The sequence below is a fragment of the Flavitalea flava genome (assembly GCF_054461575.1).
The window spans coordinates 311,630-327,823 of the sequence record NZ_JBTLQH010000002.1 but is presented as its reverse complement, the minus strand read 5'-3'; the positions used below and the strand labels follow the sequence as shown (position 1 = coordinate 327,823).

At 45.2% G+C, this 16,194-nt stretch carries 18 protein-coding genes and 1 pseudogene; 5 read left to right on the top strand and 14 right to left on the bottom strand.

What is annotated here, in order from left to right; all coding sequences use genetic code 11:
- The first annotated feature begins 19 nt into the window (after positions 1-19).
- A complete protein-coding gene (locus ACX0G9_RS03955) occupies positions 20-364 on the top strand; it encodes a hypothetical protein (RefSeq protein WP_459063549.1) in 345 nt (114 codons plus the stop codon).
- Between the two features lie 130 nt (positions 365-494).
- Positions 495-3,011 (top strand): TonB-dependent receptor, encoded by a 2,517-nt coding sequence (locus ACX0G9_RS03950; protein ID WP_459063548.1) that lies wholly within the window; start codon positions 495-497, stop codon positions 3,009-3,011.
- A 78-nt stretch (positions 3,012-3,089) separates the two neighbouring features.
- Here ACX0G9_RS03950 and ACX0G9_RS03945 read toward each other — a convergent pair whose 3' ends face one another.
- Positions 3,090-3,455, bottom strand: coding sequence for a heavy-metal-associated domain-containing protein (locus tag ACX0G9_RS03945; RefSeq protein ID WP_459063547.1), 366 nt, complete (start codon positions 3,453-3,455; stop codon positions 3,090-3,092).
- An 82-nt stretch (positions 3,456-3,537) separates the two neighbouring features.
- Positions 3,538-4,188 carry an orotate phosphoribosyltransferase gene (gene pyrE / locus ACX0G9_RS03940; protein ID WP_459063546.1) on the bottom strand — a complete coding sequence of 217 codons (651 nt, stop codon included), beginning with the start codon at positions 4,186-4,188 and terminating at the stop codon, positions 3,538-3,540.
- Between the two features lie 72 nt (positions 4,189-4,260).
- On the opposite strand from pyrE, the gene ACX0G9_RS03935 reads away from it, so the two are divergent.
- Positions 4,261-4,893 (top strand): NUDIX hydrolase, encoded by a 633-nt coding sequence (locus tag ACX0G9_RS03935; RefSeq protein ID WP_459063545.1) that lies wholly within the window; start codon positions 4,261-4,263, stop codon positions 4,891-4,893.
- Between the two features lie 11 nt (positions 4,894-4,904).
- On the opposite strand, the pseudogene ACX0G9_RS03930 reads toward ACX0G9_RS03935, so the two are convergent.
- The 7 genes and pseudogenes from ACX0G9_RS03930 to ACX0G9_RS03900 form a co-directional block, all read right to left on the bottom strand.
- A pseudogene (locus tag ACX0G9_RS03930) lies at positions 4,905-5,102 on the bottom strand (type II toxin-antitoxin system RelE/ParE family toxin); the annotation flags it as partial.
- A 155-nt stretch (positions 5,103-5,257) separates the two neighbouring features.
- On the bottom strand, positions 5,258-5,521 hold the full coding sequence (locus ACX0G9_RS03925; protein WP_459063544.1) for a hypothetical protein: 264 nt from the start codon (positions 5,519-5,521) through the stop codon (positions 5,258-5,260).
- 125 nt (positions 5,522-5,646) lie between these two features.
- A complete protein-coding gene (locus tag ACX0G9_RS03920; RefSeq protein ID WP_459063543.1) occupies positions 5,647-6,081 on the bottom strand; it encodes a PaaI family thioesterase in 435 nt (144 codons plus the stop codon).
- A gap of 10 nt (positions 6,082-6,091) precedes the next feature.
- Positions 6,092-6,574: a pantetheine-phosphate adenylyltransferase gene (coaD, locus tag ACX0G9_RS03915; protein WP_459063542.1), complete on the bottom strand. Its 483-nt coding sequence runs from the start codon at positions 6,572-6,574 to the stop codon at positions 6,092-6,094.
- 59 nt (positions 6,575-6,633) lie between these two features.
- A complete protein-coding gene (locus ACX0G9_RS03910) occupies positions 6,634-7,620 on the bottom strand; it encodes an aspartate carbamoyltransferase catalytic subunit (RefSeq protein WP_459063541.1) in 987 nt (328 codons plus the stop codon).
- A gap of 75 nt (positions 7,621-7,695) precedes the next feature.
- Positions 7,696-8,223 (bottom strand): bifunctional pyr operon transcriptional regulator/uracil phosphoribosyltransferase PyrR, encoded by a 528-nt coding sequence (pyrR, locus tag ACX0G9_RS03905; RefSeq protein WP_459063540.1) that lies wholly within the window; start codon positions 8,221-8,223, stop codon positions 7,696-7,698.
- Between the two features lie 165 nt (positions 8,224-8,388).
- A complete protein-coding gene (locus ACX0G9_RS03900; protein WP_459063539.1) occupies positions 8,389-8,925 on the bottom strand; it encodes an outer membrane beta-barrel protein in 537 nt (178 codons plus the stop codon).
- Between the two features lie 316 nt (positions 8,926-9,241).
- On the opposite strand from ACX0G9_RS03900, the gene ACX0G9_RS03895 reads away from it, so the two are divergent.
- Positions 9,242-9,847, top strand: a complete 606-nt coding sequence (locus ACX0G9_RS03895; RefSeq protein ID WP_459063538.1) for a YciE/YciF ferroxidase family protein — start codon at positions 9,242-9,244, stop codon at positions 9,845-9,847.
- A 99-nt stretch (positions 9,848-9,946) separates the two neighbouring features.
- On the opposite strand, the gene ACX0G9_RS03890 is transcribed toward ACX0G9_RS03895, so the two are convergent.
- From ACX0G9_RS03890 to prfB, 4 genes are all read right to left on the bottom strand, one after another.
- Complete coding sequence (locus ACX0G9_RS03890; RefSeq protein ID WP_459063537.1) at positions 9,947-10,588, bottom strand: porin family protein; 642 nt, start codon at positions 10,586-10,588, stop codon at positions 9,947-9,949.
- A 134-nt stretch (positions 10,589-10,722) separates the two neighbouring features.
- On the bottom strand, positions 10,723-11,313 hold the full coding sequence (locus ACX0G9_RS03885) for a porin family protein (protein ID WP_459063536.1): 591 nt from the start codon (positions 11,311-11,313) through the stop codon (positions 10,723-10,725).
- Between the two features lie 215 nt (positions 11,314-11,528).
- A complete protein-coding gene (gene pruA, locus ACX0G9_RS03880; protein WP_459063535.1) occupies positions 11,529-13,160 on the bottom strand; it encodes an L-glutamate gamma-semialdehyde dehydrogenase in 1,632 nt (543 codons plus the stop codon).
- A 75-nt stretch (positions 13,161-13,235) separates the two neighbouring features.
- A protein-coding gene (gene prfB / locus ACX0G9_RS03875; protein WP_459063534.1) for a peptide chain release factor 2 occupies positions 13,236-14,322 on the bottom strand; the annotation gives its coding sequence in 2 pieces (ribosomal slippage) (positions 13,236-14,261 and positions 14,263-14,322; 1,086 coding nt in all).
- 731 nt (positions 14,323-15,053) lie between these two features.
- Between prfB and ACX0G9_RS03870 the strand changes: the two genes are divergently transcribed.
- On the top strand, positions 15,054-15,356 hold the full coding sequence (locus ACX0G9_RS03870) for a YtxH domain-containing protein (protein WP_459063533.1): 303 nt from the start codon (positions 15,054-15,056) through the stop codon (positions 15,354-15,356).
- Positions 15,357-15,659: 303 nt separating this feature from the next.
- Here ACX0G9_RS03870 and ACX0G9_RS03865 read toward each other — a convergent pair whose 3' ends face one another.
- The gene (locus tag ACX0G9_RS03865; protein ID WP_459063532.1) at positions 15,660-16,118 is read right to left on the bottom strand and encodes a cold-shock protein; all 459 of its coding nucleotides are present in this window, start codon (positions 16,116-16,118) and stop codon (positions 15,660-15,662) included.
- Positions 16,119-16,194: the final 76 nt, after the last annotated feature.

The following is a 16,194-nucleotide window of genomic DNA, read 5'->3' as shown; positions in this document are numbered from 1 at the left end:
CATTGTATCAAATAATCATTTGCTAAACCAACGAATCATACGATCGATTTCGGCCTTAGGGATGCTGGTGCTGTTCGCGCTGGGTATCACGCCTAAGATTGCCGTTCATAGTTTGGTAGCGGATCATAAGGATACCCACCTGACCGGCAAACATGACCGGGCAGATCAATATAATAAGGCCGGTTTTCATTGTGATTGTGATAACCTGGTCGTAGAGTCTCCTTTTATTTATTCTTTCACCGACGTCCAAATAGGGCTGCCTGTCTGTTTTTTGATTTACCAGGTCAGGGCCGCCCATCAAATTTTGTGCACTGCCCCCTTTCTTTTTGGTCTTCGGGGGCCTCCGGTTGCTGCTTCCTGCTAACTCCGCTTGCCATTAATTTATTATTTTTCTTCATTCCGCCCTTCGAAATGAATAGCCCCGGTTCAGCAATGGGTCAGTAATGGTTTAATAACAGCTATTCATTGTCGTTAGTTGGTTTAAAACGAATCAAATGTACTGTTCTTCCTTTCGATATATCTTTTTATTCATAACCTGCCTGGGAATCGGTTCCTCCGGCATAATGGGCACCGTGGCTTTTGCAGGTGATTCTGTCCGGGATGAAAACCCGGGAGAGGGTTCTCTGTCCGGAAAAGTGACAGAAAAGGATAAAGGGGCAGCGTTGCCCAAGGCATCCGTTTATATTCCCGATCTTAAATTGGGCGTCGTTGCCGATGCCGACGGTCATTACCAGTTTAAGAACATACCCTCCGGGAGTTACCTGGTAGAGGCGCATTATGTAGGCTACAAGACCGTGACCAGGACGGTGATCATAAAAGGGACGACTGTACAGGATTTTGCCTTGTCGGACGAATTTGTGGAAGAGAGCCCGGTAGTGGTGACAGGTTTGTCCAAGGCTACCCAGATCAAACGGAGCCCGGTTCCGGTGGTGGCCGTAACGCATGATTATATAAACACCAATTTAAGTACCAATATCATCGACGCCATTGCGAAAGTTCCAGGCGTCAGTGCCCTCACAACGGGCCCAAATGTATCCAAACCCTTTATCCGGGGGTTGGGATATAACCGGGTATTAACCTTATTTGACGGAGTCCGGCAGGAAGGACAGCAATGGGGTGATGAACATGGGATTGAAGTGGACCAGTATGGGGTAGATAAAATAGAGGTCATCAAAGGTCCGGCCAGTTTGACTTATGGATCCGATGCTCTCGCGGGCGTCGTGAACCTCATCCCCACACCACCGGCTCCGGAAGGTAAAATGGTCGGGGACATCGTAACAGAGTACCATACCAATAACGGGCAGTTCGGCGGATCGGCCATGCTGGGTGCCACGAAGAATGGGTTTGAATGGATGGGCAGGATTTCCCGCAAAGTGGCAACCAACTATCAGAATAAAATTGACGGACGTGTATTTAACACCGGTTTTAAAGAAACGGATGCGAATATTTCTTTGGGTCTGCATCGCAGTTGGGGATATTCACACTTAAGTCTTTCTCTTTTTGATAACCTGCAGGAAATCCCGGACGGTAGCAGGGATTCGGCAACCGGTAAATTTACCCGGCAAATTACCGAAGACGATGCCTACCGGCCAATTGTGTCGGACGCAGATCTTACATCCTATACGATCACCCCGCTGCATCAGCATATCCAGCATTACCGGGTCTTTACCAATAATAATTTTACGATCGGCAGCGGACGGCTTGCCGTCAATCTCGGATACCAGCGAAGCGTAAGAAGGGAATTCAGTCATCCGGAAATGCAGGAGACGCCAGGTCTTTTTCTGCAGTTGAACACCTATTCTTATGACCTGAAATATTATTTTCCGGAGTATAATGGCTGGAATCTGAGCGCTGGATTGAACGGCATGTACCAGGCAAATACCGTCACGAATGGAACGGAATTTGTCATTCCTTCCTATCATCAATTTGACTTTGGCCCCTTTGCCATGCTTAAAAAAACGTTCAATAAGCTGGACCTGTCCGGTGGATTACGTTTTGACAGCCGTTCTTTCACCAATAAGGCACTGAGCACCAAACCCGACCCCATAACCGGTTTTGACAGTCCTGTTTATGGCGCAGATACCGTTGGGGCCGCTCATCCCTTCTATGATTATAGCCATGTTTTTTCGGGTTTCTCCGGAAGTATCGGGGCTACCTATAATTTTTCGGAAAAATTATCTGCAAAGATTAATTTGTCCAGGGGATACCGTGCTCCGAATATTGCCGAGATCTCCGCCAATGGCGTGCATCCGGGAACAAATCTCTACCAGATCGGCAACGGGGATTTCAAACCTGAATTTAGTTTCCAGCAGGATATCGGGGTGGAATATTCATCGAAGTATGCGGTGATCACCCTGAGTGTATTCAACAATACGCTCACCAATTATATTTTCAACCAGCGTTTACTGGGCGCCGGTGGCGGAGACTCCGTAATTGTTGCCGGTAACCAGACCTATAAATTCCAACAAGGCAAGGCGCAGTTGTATGGAGGAGAGGTAAGTGTGGATTTCCATCCCGTGAAGGCGCTGCATTTTGAGAATACGTTTTCCGCGACTTACGCGCTGAACAAAGGGATCGACCCCAAACTCCGTTCGGATAGTAACAGATACCTGCCCTTCATTCCGCCTTTACATGGTATATCTGAACTGCGTTATGATTTCGAATCCAAAGCGCACCATATCGTCAAGGGTTTCGTGAAAGTTCAACTGGCTTATTATGCTAACCAGGACAGGGTCTATACCACCGATAATACAGAAAGGGCTACTCCGGGCTATGCTTTGCTCAATGCCGGAATCGGGGCGGGTATAACCAATGGCAAAGGTAAAACTATCTGTAATTTGTATGTCATGGGTAACAACCTGACCGATGTTGCTTATTTTGACCATCTGAGCAGGTTGAAATATTTTTACTATTCTGCGGACGATACCAATCCCGCTCATGGAATTCACAATATGGGAAGGAATATTTCTTTCAAACTTGAATTTCCACTGGACTTTAGTTTGAAGAATTAAATACGAAAATATAAAAACAGGGCAAAAGAAAATTATTTCTCTTGCCCTGTTTTTTGCTTCTCTCAATTATTCAGATGGCTAATTTTTTTTATGTCCTCCGTCTTCCGGTTTTTTACAGCATTGTGGTAATCTTTTGTAGGAGTCGGGTTCAGCTGTAATATCGTCGGCATCATAACCCGCATTGGCGATCAGTGTCTTGACATTTTCTACATTGGTGCGGTCGACCAGGTAGGATACGACGGCGATCTTCTTTTTATAATCTACATTGACTTTCAGGATGCCCTCTTCATGGCTAAGGTATTTTTCGATCCGTTGTTTGCATTGCTCGCATTGAACGGTGGGTGTTTTGATCGTTGCCGTTGCCGTGGTGCCCTTGGTAACGACCTGCGCCATGGTTGCGCTGGAAATACCGAGCAGGAAAAGGAAGAGGAATTGGATTTTCATGATTTGGTACATGTCTTGTTTTTTTAATATAATAAGGGTTTCATTAGCCCTATAAATATACAAAACTTATGACTGGATCAAACTATACGCCTTGCCAGCTGGCGGGATCTTCCCTCCATTTTAACAAAATACTTTCTTCTTCCGGGCTGACGATCTTTTTCTCCAGGGCCAGGTTGATCAGGGTAGGGTAATCGGAAAGAGAAATAAAGGGTACTCCGGCGTTTTCGAAGGCCTTTCTGCCCGCTTCAAACCCATAATTAAAGATGGAAACCAATCCGACCACTTCCAATCCCGCCTGTCTAAGGATCTCCACCACCTGAAGACTGCTTTTTCCCGTAGAGACCAGGTCTTCTATGACGACGGTAGGCTGCCCTTTTTCATAATATCCTTCGATCTGCTGCCCCAGTCCGTGTTCTTTCGGTTTGGAACGAACATAGATATAGGGCAGTTTGAGCTGATCGGCGGCCATGGCGCCCCAGGCGATCCCGGCGGTGGCGACCCCAGCCAGCATAGCTGCCTGCGGAAATTGTTCGAAAAGCACATTACACATCTCGGATTTGATAAAATCCCGGATATACGGGAAGGAAAGAACCTTCCGGTTATCGCAATAAATGGGACTTTTCCAGCCGGATGACCAGGTAAAAGGTTCCTTAACATTCAGGCGTATGGCCTGTACCTGCAGCAATTTCTCCGCAACGGCTTTTTCGTTCGTGGTAATCATTTTTTCAGCCATGCCGCGAAATTAAATAAAAATTGGCTCCCCCGACCTTATCTTGCAGGTAATTCCCGGCCAAATTCCCCTCCCATGTTCATAAAGATCTATTTTAACGATAAACCCCTGTTCCTTTGCGATGAGATCAATGAGGAGATCAACGGTTATGCCCATCACGACGACGCCATTTTTATCGATGAATTTTCCACCCCTTCCATAAATTCCATAATCCACGAAATGAGGCAGGAAAAAGTCCATGCAGGGATCTTTTTACACAAGGACCTGGAGACGTTAAAAAAGGCGTTCTGGAAAAAATTTCTCCTGATCCGCGCCGGTGGGGGGCTGGTACTAAATGATAAAGGGGAAAGCCTGTTTATGTTCCGTCGGGGAAAATGGGATCTGCCGAAAGGCAAGCTCGATAATGGAGAGACCCTGGAACAATGCGCGGTGCGGGAAGTTGAAGAGGAAACCGGACTTAAAACGGTAAAATTGGAAAAACCATTACTGATTACCTTTCATACCTATGATGAGAGCGGCAAACATTTTTTAAAGGAAACACATTGGTACCGGATGACAGCTCCGGGGCAACAGACGCTTGTGCCGCAAACCGAAGAACAGATCTCCGAATTGAAATGGGTGACAGAGAAAGACCTTCACTCCGTCCTTAAAAATACATATCCTTCGATCCTTGATGTTTTGCGGAAAGAGGGTTTTGCTAAGATTTGATTCTTAACTTTCTATTTTCTATACTTATATGCAGGGTTGCGTTTGGTGTGAAAGATTGCCGATACGTAAATCAGCTTTTTTCTTTTATTTATTTTGTACACAATTACATAGGGGAAAATTTCCGTAGATACTTCCCTGTATGGAGCTTTACAGTAATGATAATTTTCAGGGTATTTTGAAATCTCAAGAATCCGCAGTTCAACCATTTTCTCAAAACGATCTCCTAATCCCTTCTAAACTTCGGCAAAGCTTCGGTCCTCGCTTTTCCTCGTTCGTTCCCTTCGCTGCGCTCGTGAATCTTCGTACCATAGATATGCTTCCAAATATTCCCTTTCTGCTTCAGGATGGAAAATCAGTTCAAAACTCATTTCCTTTTTTTCACCTTTAAAGATTGTCTTGCTTTTTGTTTAACTTCTTCCCAGCTATGGCCCTTGACCATACCGCTTTCCAATTCGGCCATTCGCCTATCCATTTCAGCTAAAAATCCAACATCCTTCCATGGGGTGGATTCCTGCTCTTGTTCTTCAACAAAAGTCTTAACTACCGTCAAAACCGCTTTTTTTTGCTTTTGATTCAACTGAACCAGGTAGTTTGATATTTGTCTGTCTATTGCTGTTGCTGCACTCATTTCTATCCTATTTCTACAAATTTAATTTTTTAAAGCTGCCTGTCCAAACGAATACATAAATTCTTGTTTCGTCCTGATTGTCATTATGTTGTATTTTCTTTAAAATCCATTACTCAGTATTGATTTTAATCCTTTTTCTCCAATATCGCCACCGTCAAACGACTCACACAAACCAATTTCCCCTGCTCATCGACGATCTTAATATCCCATACATGTGTGGATTTTCCCAGATGTAACGGCGAAGCCGTAGCATAAACATAGCCCCCGGCCCGGGCACTCCGGATATGATTGGCATTTATCTCCAGCCCTACGCAAATAAACCGGGATTGATCGATCACACAGGCCGAGGCTACACTTCCGACGGTTTCAGCCAAGGCAGCTGAAGCGCCGCCATGGAGCACTCCGTAGGGTTGTAGGGTTCGATGATCCACCGGCATTTTCGCCTTCAGGAAATCGGGTCCGATTTCGGTGAATTCCATACCCAGATAGCCAGCCATTGTATTATTGCTCAGCGGTTGCAGATGGTCGATATGCGTGGACGGATTAAACCAGATAGCCATAATTATTTGTTTACCGTTTTTCAACAGACCCGATTGACCTGGCTACCACATCAGGCAGGAATTGCATTACATCGCCGCCGTTTTTTAATACGTCCCTTACCAGGGTGGAAGCAACCGAAGTGAACTGCGGCAGACAGGTAAGAAAAATGGTTTCGATATTTTTATCGAGGCTGCGGTTCATATCCGCAATGGCCTTTTCATATTCAAAGTCGTTTACATACCGTATGCCTCTTAATATAAAATTCGCCCCTACTTGCTGGCAGCAGCGAACGGTCAAACCTTCATAGACCACCGCTTCAATTTTTGGATTATCCTTATAGATTTCCTTGATCCAGGATAATCGTTGTTCGTCCGGGAACATCGGTTCTTTATTGGCATTCCGGCCGATCCCGATGATCAGCTTATCGAACAGGGGGAGTGATCGGTTAATGATATCGAGGTGACCGATGGTGATTGGATCAAAAGTTCCGGGGAAAAGGCCGATGCGTTGCATAAGAGGCGCTTTAAGCAATGGTTAAAAAAACTTTTTCCGATCTCCGATTATTTCGTTCTTCACTCCGCCTGGGTTTTCCGGGACTCCCCCTTTAATGGTTCAGGTGAAGGGGAGGTTGCAGCAGGGTTTTTTCCCGCCAGTAAATACAACACAGCCATGCGCACGGCCACTCCATTTTCCACCTGCTGGAGGATAATGGATTGTTTGCTGTCCGCTGCATCGCTATCGAGTTCCACGCCCCGGTTGATCGGCCCGGGATGCATAATGACAATTTCTTTACTCAGGCTGTCCAGTAAACGTTTATTAACACCATAGGCCAGACTGTATTCCCTCAGGGAGGAAAAAAGAGGCTGATTCTGCCTTTCCAGCTGGATACGGAGGATATTTGCCACATCGCACCATTCCAGCGCTTTTTTCAGGTTATATTCTACCCGGACATCGAACGCTTCTTTGATATGGACCGGAATAAGGGTGGGGGGGCCGACAATAGTGATCTCTGCTCCCATTTTCTTCAGCAGGTAAATATTGCTTAAAGCCACCCGGGAATGCATGATATCGCCAACGATAGCCACTTTTTTACCTTCCAGACCGCCCAGTTTTTCCCTTATGGAAAAGGCATCCAGCAAAGCCTGGGTAGGGTGCTCATTGATCCCGTCCCCGGCATTAACAATGGCCGCAGGAATATGTTTGGCTAAAAAATGCGGGGCGCCGCTGGCGCTGTGACGCATGACGACCATATCCACTTTCATGGACAGGATATTATTAACCGTGTCCAGGAGTGTCTCTCCTTTTGCCGCTGAAGAGCCGGAAACCGTAAAATTGACCGTATCGGCCGACAGTCTTTTCTCAGCCAGTTCGAAGGAGATCCGGGTCCGTGTCGAATTCTCATAAAAAAGGTTAACGATGGTCACATCACGTAAGGTTGGGACCTTTTTGATCGGACGCTGTAAAACCTCTTTGAATTGAACGGCAGTATCTAAAATTAGTTGAATATCACCCGGTTGGAGATCTCTAATGCCAAGAAGATGTTTAGTACTTAGATGCATTAAAAAGCGAAATTAGGGTATTTTTAGTTTCAAGCAGCAGGCTTCCTGCAGCAAACCGGATTTTTTTTAGACTCCCTATTCTTCAAGCAGTGCGACTTCGTCCTTTCCATCCTTTTCCTTCCAGAAAACCTTTACTTTTTGGGTAATGATAGAATCAATGGATTTACCGGTATAATCTGCCTGGATGGGCAACTGGCGGCTGAACCGGCGGTCGATCAATACACAAAGTTCCACCTTGGCCGGTCTGCCAAAATCAAGCAAGGCGTCCAGGGCGGCACGAATGGTCCGCCCGGTATATAAGACATCGTCGATCAGGATTACCTTCTTATTTTCTATAGAAAAAGGGATATTGGTCTGGTTTAGTTCATGAAGACCCTGGCGGACATCATCCCGGTAAAAAGTAATATCAAGTATACCATATTGGATATTTACATCGGGTAATTCTCCTTTGAGCTGTTCAACAATGCGGTTGGAAAAATAAATGCCCCTGGGTTGAATACCGATGAGAACCGTATTTTCCAACCCGAGGTGATTTTCCAGCACCTGATGGGTCAGACGTTGAATCGTTATCGCTAATTGTTGTTCATGAAGGATTGTTTTCAAGCGCAATATTTTTATAAAAATAGGGCAACGAAGCGAATTAATAAGTCAAAGCAGTCAATTAATAGGGCAACGGGACGAAATGTAAGTAAAAAAGAGCGGCCCGCCTGGATAATACCAGCGGGCCGCTCTTTCTAAAAAATAAGCTCAATTGTTATCTGGTCGGTATTAATTGCCTCCGAATTTATAAATGCCGGTAAGTCCGAGATGGCTTAAGGTTCCTCCGGTCACGCTTACCCCGTCATAATGCAGGATCAACTGAAAACTTTCGGCATTAAAACCAACCTGGGGACGGTATTCGAAACCTTTAGGGGCTCCACCACCGCCACCTGTAAAAATACCATAACCGATCTGTGCTCCTACAAAAAATTGTTCGGAAGGGTAAAACCTTGCTCCAACAAGGATGGGGATAAGGCCTACGCTGGGGTTTTTTGCAGTAATTGGACCGGCGCCAAAGTCAATGGTCTGGGATTTGCCAAAGTAACTCGTGTACCCGGTGGTAGCCACGGCGGATAAATTTTCCGAGAACATGTACTCACCTTGTAATTCACCACCGATACCAAAAGTATGGCTGTCGTGAAAACTTCCAATCGGTAAAGCGACATTAACACCTGCTCCGAAAGTGAAACCTTCTTTGTTGATTTGGGCCTGGGTACTAAAGGTTGTTCCTGCAGCAATAGCTAAGATCAGCAAACACTTTTTCATAATAAGTGATTTAGTTTTTGTTTAGAGATGCGCAAAAGTAACAGAATGACCCTGGATAGAAAATACCATTAACTGGGTATTTTTACCTAAGGTCTACGTATAAATACTTAAACCCTTGTTTTTCAGCCTGAAGCCGATTTTGATTCAGCTGGTGTTGTTATATTCAGCAAATCCTGTTGTAGCTAACTTTCTACTAAATAGGGAATAAGAGTGCCCGAAACACCCCTGTTTTTCCCTTATTTCGATTGATTCGGCCCTGGCATAATAGTTTAAGTACATACTTATGAAACTATTTTTTAATAATTAAAGCTTTTATATGGAAACGACAATAGCGAAAAATCCCAATTTTGCAAAGAGTACGGGTAATGAGATGGCCACGGGTAATGAGGGTAATACTACCGGTAAAGAGGTTACCAGGAACTCAAAATTGCAGGAATTTTTCATCGATCAGTTGGAAGATATATATTGGGCGGAACAGAAATTGGTTAAGACCCTTCCCAAATTAGAAGAATCTGCCCACTCGCAGGAATTAAAACAGGCATTTAACAATCATCTTCAGGAGACAAAAAATCATGTAACCCGTCTTGAAAAGATCTTTGAACTTATCGGTGAGCCTGCACAGGCAAAAAAATGCCATGCTATTGCCGGTATCATCGATGAAGGAGAAGATATCATTGATGAGACGGAAGAAAATACGGCACAGCGTGATGTAGGATTGATATTTGCTGGTCAGAAGGCCGAACATTACGAGATTGCCACCTACGGCGGTCTGGTTCAATTAGCCAGGACATTAGGTTATACGGATGCAGCTGAATTACTTGGTGTAACCCTGGCAGAAGAAAAAAAGGCGGATATTACGCTTACAGAAATTGCAGAAACCAGTGTGAATGTGCAGGCGAGTAAAGAACCGAGGAAAAATTAAAAAAACAGAAAAGGCCATCTTCGATGCTGAATCGCCGATATCAGTAAATTCAACATAAAAAGATGGCCTTTTCCCTTTATCGTATGATAAGTTAAGCGATTATTTATGTTTAGCGGTTTCACCGAACAAGTAGAATACGCCTACCTGGAATACGCCATTCTTGGAAGTTCCGCCTTCTTTACCTAAGCTTGTAAGGCCCAGATTATAACGGACATTGAAGCCGAGATTGGTGATCGGGAGTAAATAACCCGCTCCGAATGCCCAGGAGAAATCTGTTGATTTTAATGAGGGTTTTAAGTCTATGTCAGATTCCCCGTCGGCTTTCAATTTCGCACTCATCAGGAAGCCGAGTTGGGGGCCAGTCTGGAAAAATACTCCTATGGGCAAGCTGTAATTTGCAAGCACGGGGATATTGATGTAGTTCAAATGTATAGAACCGCCATCACCCTTTATACCCTGACCTGAATAAACTGCTTCCGGTTGCAAGCTTAATGCACCTGCTAGCGGAATTTTTACTAATGCCCCTCCATTGAATCCTACCAAGGTTTTACTCCCGGAGGTGTTGGTTAGGCTTGCGAAATTAGCGCCTGCCTTTAAGCCGAATTGGATCTGGGCGTTTGCCGTAGCTAAAGTGGTTCCTGCCAATAATAGTAAAGCCAGTTTTTTACTTAATCCGTTCATCATTGATTTTTTAATGTTAAAGTTTACATTTGTCATTAGCTTCTGAACATTTGTTTTCATAATAAAGGCATTTAGTTAAAAGGAATGCGCAAATGTAAGTACTTGATTCATAACGTGCAATACTACGAAAGGAGGACTTTTTTATTGTGTATTGCTAAAAAAAACAGTAAAATAAGAAGAGTTGTTTTTACTTTTTATTTCCTCTTTTTAGGTTCGGTGAAAAAATAAAGTAAACCTAACTGGAAAACGCTGTTTTTGATCGTGCCATTGGACTGGGAACTGGTGGCTATATTGGTAAGGCCGACGTTGTAACGCATATTGATACCGACATCCGAACGAGGTATCATATAGCCGATGCCGAAAGCCCAGGCAAGGTCAGTGGATTTGAAACTGGACGAAATGCTCGCACTATTGCCTCCTGTTTTATACTTCGCGCCCAGCAAAAAACCCAATTGAGGGCCTGTTTCTCCAAAGAACCCCGAAGAAGTGGTATATTTTAGCAGTACGGGAACATTCAGGTATCCCTCATGGAATGTTGCATCCAGGCTGCTGACTTTCGCGCCCTGGCCGGAATATACCAATTCAGGCTGTACGCTCCAACCCTCACCCACGTAGATCTTTGCGAGCCCACCGAGATGAAAATCGACTAAATTGCTCGAATTGCCGGACCCTGATCCTGTCCAGGATGCGATGTTAAGACCGCCTTTTACACCAAACCTTACCTGTGCATTTACCGTAGCGAATGTTGTTCCAGCCAGCAATAAAAAAAATAATCTCTTGCTCATATTCATATTTTGTTTAATGGTTAATAATTTGCCGAATAATGTATTGCATATATTTTAAGCTTTCTCCGGCGATCAGATAGCTGATTTGCAAAAGGTGGGCCAAAAGTAGAAAAGGACTTGTCAATGCATGGCTGAAAATAACATGCAGTGCAGGAATATGGCAAACGGACGGCTGCCCGCCGTCCGTTTGCCATATTTTCGATATTTCCGGTGGATTATTCCTCCGACAGGAACGGATATCGGTAATCCGTAGGCGGAACATAGGTCTCCTTGATCGTCCGGGCGCTCAGCCAGCGGTAAAGGTTAAGGATCGATCCGGCTTTATCATTGGTACCTGATGCCCTTGCTCCACCGAAGGGTTGTTGCCCGACAACAGCGCCGGTAGGCTTGTCATTGATGTAAAAGTTTCCCGCTGCATGACGTAACCTTGCCGTTGCCAGTTCAACCGCTTGCCGGTCATGGGCGATAATCGCACCGGTCAGTGCATAAGGTGAGGTCGTATTTACCAGGTCCAGGGTTTTATCGAACTCGGATGCTTTGTATACATAAACCGTAAGTACAGGGCCGAAGATCTCCTCACACATTGTTACATACTTTGGATCTTTTGCCTCGATCACTGTTGGCTGGATAAAATATCCTTTTGTTTTATCACAATGTCCACCGGCCCAGATCTCTGCTTTTGGATCTTTCTTAGCTTTGTCGATATATTCACTGATCTTATCGAAGCTCTTTTCATCGATCACGGCATTGATGAAATTGGAGAAATCTTCCACGGTTCCCATTTTAAAACTGGCAATCCCTTCCGCCAGTTTCTTTTTTACGATTGGAGCAAGGTTGTCCGGAATATAAGCCCTGGATGCAGCGGAACATTTCTGTCCCTGGTATTCGAAGGCTCCCCGGAGCAGGGCAGTTACCAGCACATCGGGATCTGCGCTTTCATGGGCAAGGACAAAGTCCTTACCTCCGGTTTCTCCCACGATACGGGGATAAGAGCGGTAATTGCCCATGTTTTCACCGATGGTCTTCCACATATGGTTAAAGACCCCGGTGGAACCGGTAAAATGAACGCCTGCAAAATCAGGATGGCTGAAACAAACTTTACCTAATGTCGGTCCATCCACATAAATGAGATTGATGACTCCTGCCGGAAGACCTGCTTCCTGCAGGATACGCATGAACATCTGCGCAGAAAAGATCTGGGTTTGTGCTGCTTTCCAGACGACAGTATTTCCACAAAGTGCTGCGGAGGTAGGAAGATTTCCTCCTATGGCCGTGAAATTGAAGGGAGTGATCGCGAGTACAAAACCTTCCAGCGGCCGGTATTCCAACCTGTTATGGATGCCAGGGCTGCTAACCGGCTGCTGCCGGTAGATCTCGCTGAGAAAATGAACATTCCAACGCAAAAAATCGATTATTTCGCAGGCACTGTCGATTTCCGCCTGGTAAGCGTTTTTGCTCTGACCGAGCATGGTAGTACCGTTCATAAAAGAACGGTATTTGGTGGAGATCAGGTCGGCTGCTTTCAGGAAAATGGCCGCACGGTTCTCCCAGCTCAGATTTGCCCAGCTTTCCCTGGCCTGAAGGGCTGCATCGATAGCCTGGTGAATATGTGTTTCGTTGCCCGCATGAAAATGACCAAGGGTATGAGCGATTTCATGTGGGGGGCGAAGCGTTTTCTTTTGACCGGTGCGCACTTCTTTTCCGCCTATATACATAGGGATATCGTGCTGCACACTTTTAAGTTCCGCTAACGTTTTTTTTAAGGTTCCCCTTTCTTTACTGCCCGGAGCGTAGTTGAGTACCGGTTCATTGGCAGGCGGTGGATAATTAAAATAACCCAGGTTCATGTGTGATTATTTAATGTTAATGGTGAAAATGGCAACGTCGTTCCCGGATAAGATTTGATATAAAATTTCTTTCGTTTAGATTTCTTTCTCGCTCATCAGATAAGCTTTAATAAAACCGTCCAGCTCCCCATCCATGACGGGCTGTACATTGCCCACTTCAAAATCCGTCCGATGGTCTTTGATCATTTTATAAGGGTGGAAAACATAGGACCGGATCTGGGAACCCCATTCGATCTTTTTCTTTGTGGAATTGGTGGCGTTCTTAATGGCTTCCTGTTTGCGGATCTCTTCTTCATACAAGCGGCTTTTGAGCATGGTCATCGCTTTTTCCCGGTTCTCCCCCTGGGTACGGGCCTGCTGGCACTCTACAATGATCCCGCTGGGTTTATGAGTAAGCCGGACGGCCGTTTCCACCTTGTTCACGTTCTGGCCACCTGCGCCGCCGCTTCGGAAAAAGGCCCACTCCACATCGGCCGGATGGACAGTGATCTCGATAGAATCGTCGATCAGGGGATACACATATACCGAGGCAAAGGAAGTATGGCGACGGGCATTGGAATCGAAAGGGGAAATACGCACCAAACGGTGAACCCCGCTTTCGGCTTTCAGGAAACCATAGGCAAAAGGACCATCGAACTGGATGGTGGCACTTTTGATGCCGGCGCCTTCCCCGTCCTGGAGGTCGATCTCCGATAGGGTCCAGCCTTGCTTATCACCGTACATGCGGTACATGCGCAACAGCATTTCCGCCCAGTCCTGACTTTCTGTACCCCCTGCACCGGAATTGATCTGCATGACCGCCGGCAATTCATCTTCCGGCTGGTTAAGGGTACTCTTGAATTCGGCTTCCTCGATTAGCCTCTGGCCCTTGGCAAAAGCTTCCCGTGTTTCCTCTTCACTGGCTTCCCCTGCTTTCCAGAAGTCGAACAGAACGGCAAAGTCCTCCACGGCGGATTCCACCGATTCGAAGAGCTTTACCCAGTATTCGTTCAGCTTGATGTTTTTAAGAATTTCCGTCGCGCGTTTATTATCATCCCAGAAACCCGGGCTTAGCGACAGTTGTTTTTCTTCGTTGATCTTATATTGTCGGTTATCGACGTCAAAGAAACCTCCTCAGGACGACCACACGGTCCCTCATACTTTTGATCTGTTCTTGTGTCATATGGCGCGAAGGTACGAAAGTTTGCCGTTATGAATTTTTGCCAATGCTTATCCGTTTTTAATCTAACGGGCTATCTGGAATTTGCCCATTAGATTAAAAACTGATAATCCTCTAATTATTGACCTTCGGTCCAGGCCGCTGGCCTGTTGCGATATTGGCCAGAAGGGGTCTTTCGAAATTTACCCCTTTGACCAAATCGGTTTAATCTCAAATGATTGACCTTCGGTCGGGGCTTTGCCCCTTGGCGTTTTTAATCTAACGGGCTATCTGGAATTTGCCCAAAATCCATAGCCCAATTCGCCCAAATGTGCATAATTAGGTGCAGAACAGGTGCAAAACCGAAGGGCAATAAATTTGGAAAAGGAGGTAATCAAGATGTATCTTACAGGTACAATTGAGAAGCAATTATCTGTCAAAAGTTAACGGCAACTCAAAGAAAGCATCGGGTCAGTAAGTACCAAGGCTTAGGCCAAAGTACCGAAAACGACTTGATGCTTTCGCTTTTTATAAATTCCCCAGGATCCCATTGTTATTCCCTTTAACTTTTGGCTGTCTTATAGAGTCTGTTAAGTCTCAATGCCCTGATTTCATAGAATTGTAGAGAAAAATCCACAATAAATGACAGACCAGGCCTAATGTTTTCTTTAACGAATTCTGGCAGGGTTCTTGAAAATTAGTACATAGCTAAATGATTTTTTTAAACCTGATTCATTCATTTAAAATTTATAGTTATGAGTACGCAAAGAATCTTAGTCGGTGCCTTATCTGGTCTTGTAGCCGGTGTTGCCATCGGTGTATTGATGGCTCCCGCTGAAGGAAAAGAAACACGCAGGAAAATAGCGGATACGGCCGATTCACTGAAAAAGAAACTCAAAAAATTAAGAGGCATGACCTCAGATGAGCTGGACGAACTAAAAGATATTTTTGAAAAAGAAACAGAAGGGTTAAAGGACGATGTTCGTTCCCGGGTTCTGGATCTGATCAAGGCCGCCAAGGTCAGGGGCAATCATATAAAAGAACAGGCGCTGTCCTAAGCAGATTCCGGTATTGCACCGGATCGCTGGAAGGAATAAACGCCTGCCGCAATAGGGAAAGAAGGAGTCTTATCAAGGCTCCTTTTTTTTATAATTGCTGCAGGCGTTCATTTATTATTTGAACTGTACCGGAGTAAATTTTTTGGTTGCCGGTTTTGTTACCGGCCAATGGTTACTGGCGGATCAAACTAAGGTTGGTCGATAATAAAAGTTCGAACGGTATGCAATGTTGACGCAGGAATTCCCCGAAGGTCAATTGGATGTGGGTAAAAGGGGCATCGTGTGGCCGTATCCGGTACGGACCTAGGGCTTTACCTTTTTAACATTGACGGCGTTGGGGCCTTTTGGTCCCATTTGCACTTCGAAGGTTACTTTGTCGTTTTCAGTGATCCGCTCCGATAATTGGTTGACGTGGATGAAAACGCTTTCCTGGGTTTGCAGATCTTTGATGAATCCAAAACCTTTGGCATCGTTAAAGAAAGTGACGGTTCCGGATCTTACAACGTCTTCCGGTTCACCTTCCACTAATTTGGGGATGGCGATCTGCATATCCTCCGCTTTAAAGACCTTTTTCTTCCTGGGATCGGGCGGAGTGGAAGAGATATTTCCATTCTCATCCAGATAAGCCATCATATCCTCAAGAGATTTGCCTTTTTTGGCGTTTGCCTTGCGTTCTTCCATTTTTTCCGCCTTGTCCTGGCGTTGTTTGGCTCTTTTCTTTTCTTTTTCTTTTTTACTAAACGTTTCCTGGGATTTACTCATATGTTCTAACTTCTAATTTGGTGATGGGTGAAGGTCGGCTTTTTATAGCAAAAAATCGAAAATGGGTAAAAATATA

What these genes read in the sequence shown, in the direction of transcription:
- ACX0G9_RS03935 (WP_459063545.1), top strand. Translation starts at nt 4,261, where the DNA reads ATGTTCATAAAGATCTATTTTAACGATAAACCCCTGTTCCTTTGCGAT.
- ACX0G9_RS03895 (WP_459063538.1), top strand. Translation starts at nt 9,242, where the DNA reads ATGGAAACGACAATAGCGAAAAATCCCAATTTTGCAAAGAGTACGGGT.
- ACX0G9_RS03920 (WP_459063543.1), bottom strand. Translation starts at nt 6,081, where the DNA reads ATGGCTATCTGGTTTAATCCGTCCACGCATATCGACCATCTGCAACCG.
- ACX0G9_RS03900 (WP_459063539.1), bottom strand. Translation starts at nt 8,925, where the DNA reads ATGAAAAAGTGTTTGCTGATCTTAGCTATTGCTGCAGGAACAACCTTT.
- ACX0G9_RS03865 (WP_459063532.1), bottom strand. Translation starts at nt 16,118, where the DNA reads ATGAGTAAATCCCAGGAAACGTTTAGTAAAAAAGAAAAAGAAAAGAAA.
- ACX0G9_RS03890 (WP_459063537.1), bottom strand. Translation starts at nt 10,588, where the DNA reads ATGAAAACAAATGTTCAGAAGCTAATGACAAATGTAAACTTTAACATT.
- ACX0G9_RS03910 (WP_459063541.1), bottom strand. Translation starts at nt 7,620, where the DNA reads ATGCATCTAAGTACTAAACATCTTCTTGGCATTAGAGATCTCCAACCG.
- coaD (WP_459063542.1), bottom strand. Translation starts at nt 6,574, where the DNA reads ATGCAACGCATCGGCCTTTTCCCCGGAACTTTTGATCCAATCACCATC.
- pruA (WP_459063535.1), bottom strand. Translation starts at nt 13,160, where the DNA reads ATGAACCTGGGTTATTTTAATTATCCACCGCCTGCCAATGAACCGGTA.
- pyrE (WP_459063546.1), bottom strand. Translation starts at nt 4,188, where the DNA reads ATGGCTGAAAAAATGATTACCACGAACGAAAAAGCCGTTGCGGAGAAA.
- ACX0G9_RS03925 (WP_459063544.1), bottom strand. Translation starts at nt 5,521, where the DNA reads ATGAGTGCAGCAACAGCAATAGACAGACAAATATCAAACTACCTGGTT.
- ACX0G9_RS03950 (WP_459063548.1), top strand. Translation starts at nt 495, where the DNA reads ATGTACTGTTCTTCCTTTCGATATATCTTTTTATTCATAACCTGCCTG.
- ACX0G9_RS03885 (WP_459063536.1), bottom strand. Translation starts at nt 11,313, where the DNA reads ATGAGCAAGAGATTATTTTTTTTATTGCTGGCTGGAACAACATTCGCT.
- ACX0G9_RS03870 (WP_459063533.1), top strand. Translation starts at nt 15,054, where the DNA reads ATGAGTACGCAAAGAATCTTAGTCGGTGCCTTATCTGGTCTTGTAGCC.
- ACX0G9_RS03945 (WP_459063547.1), bottom strand. Translation starts at nt 3,455, where the DNA reads ATGAAAATCCAATTCCTCTTCCTTTTCCTGCTCGGTATTTCCAGCGCA.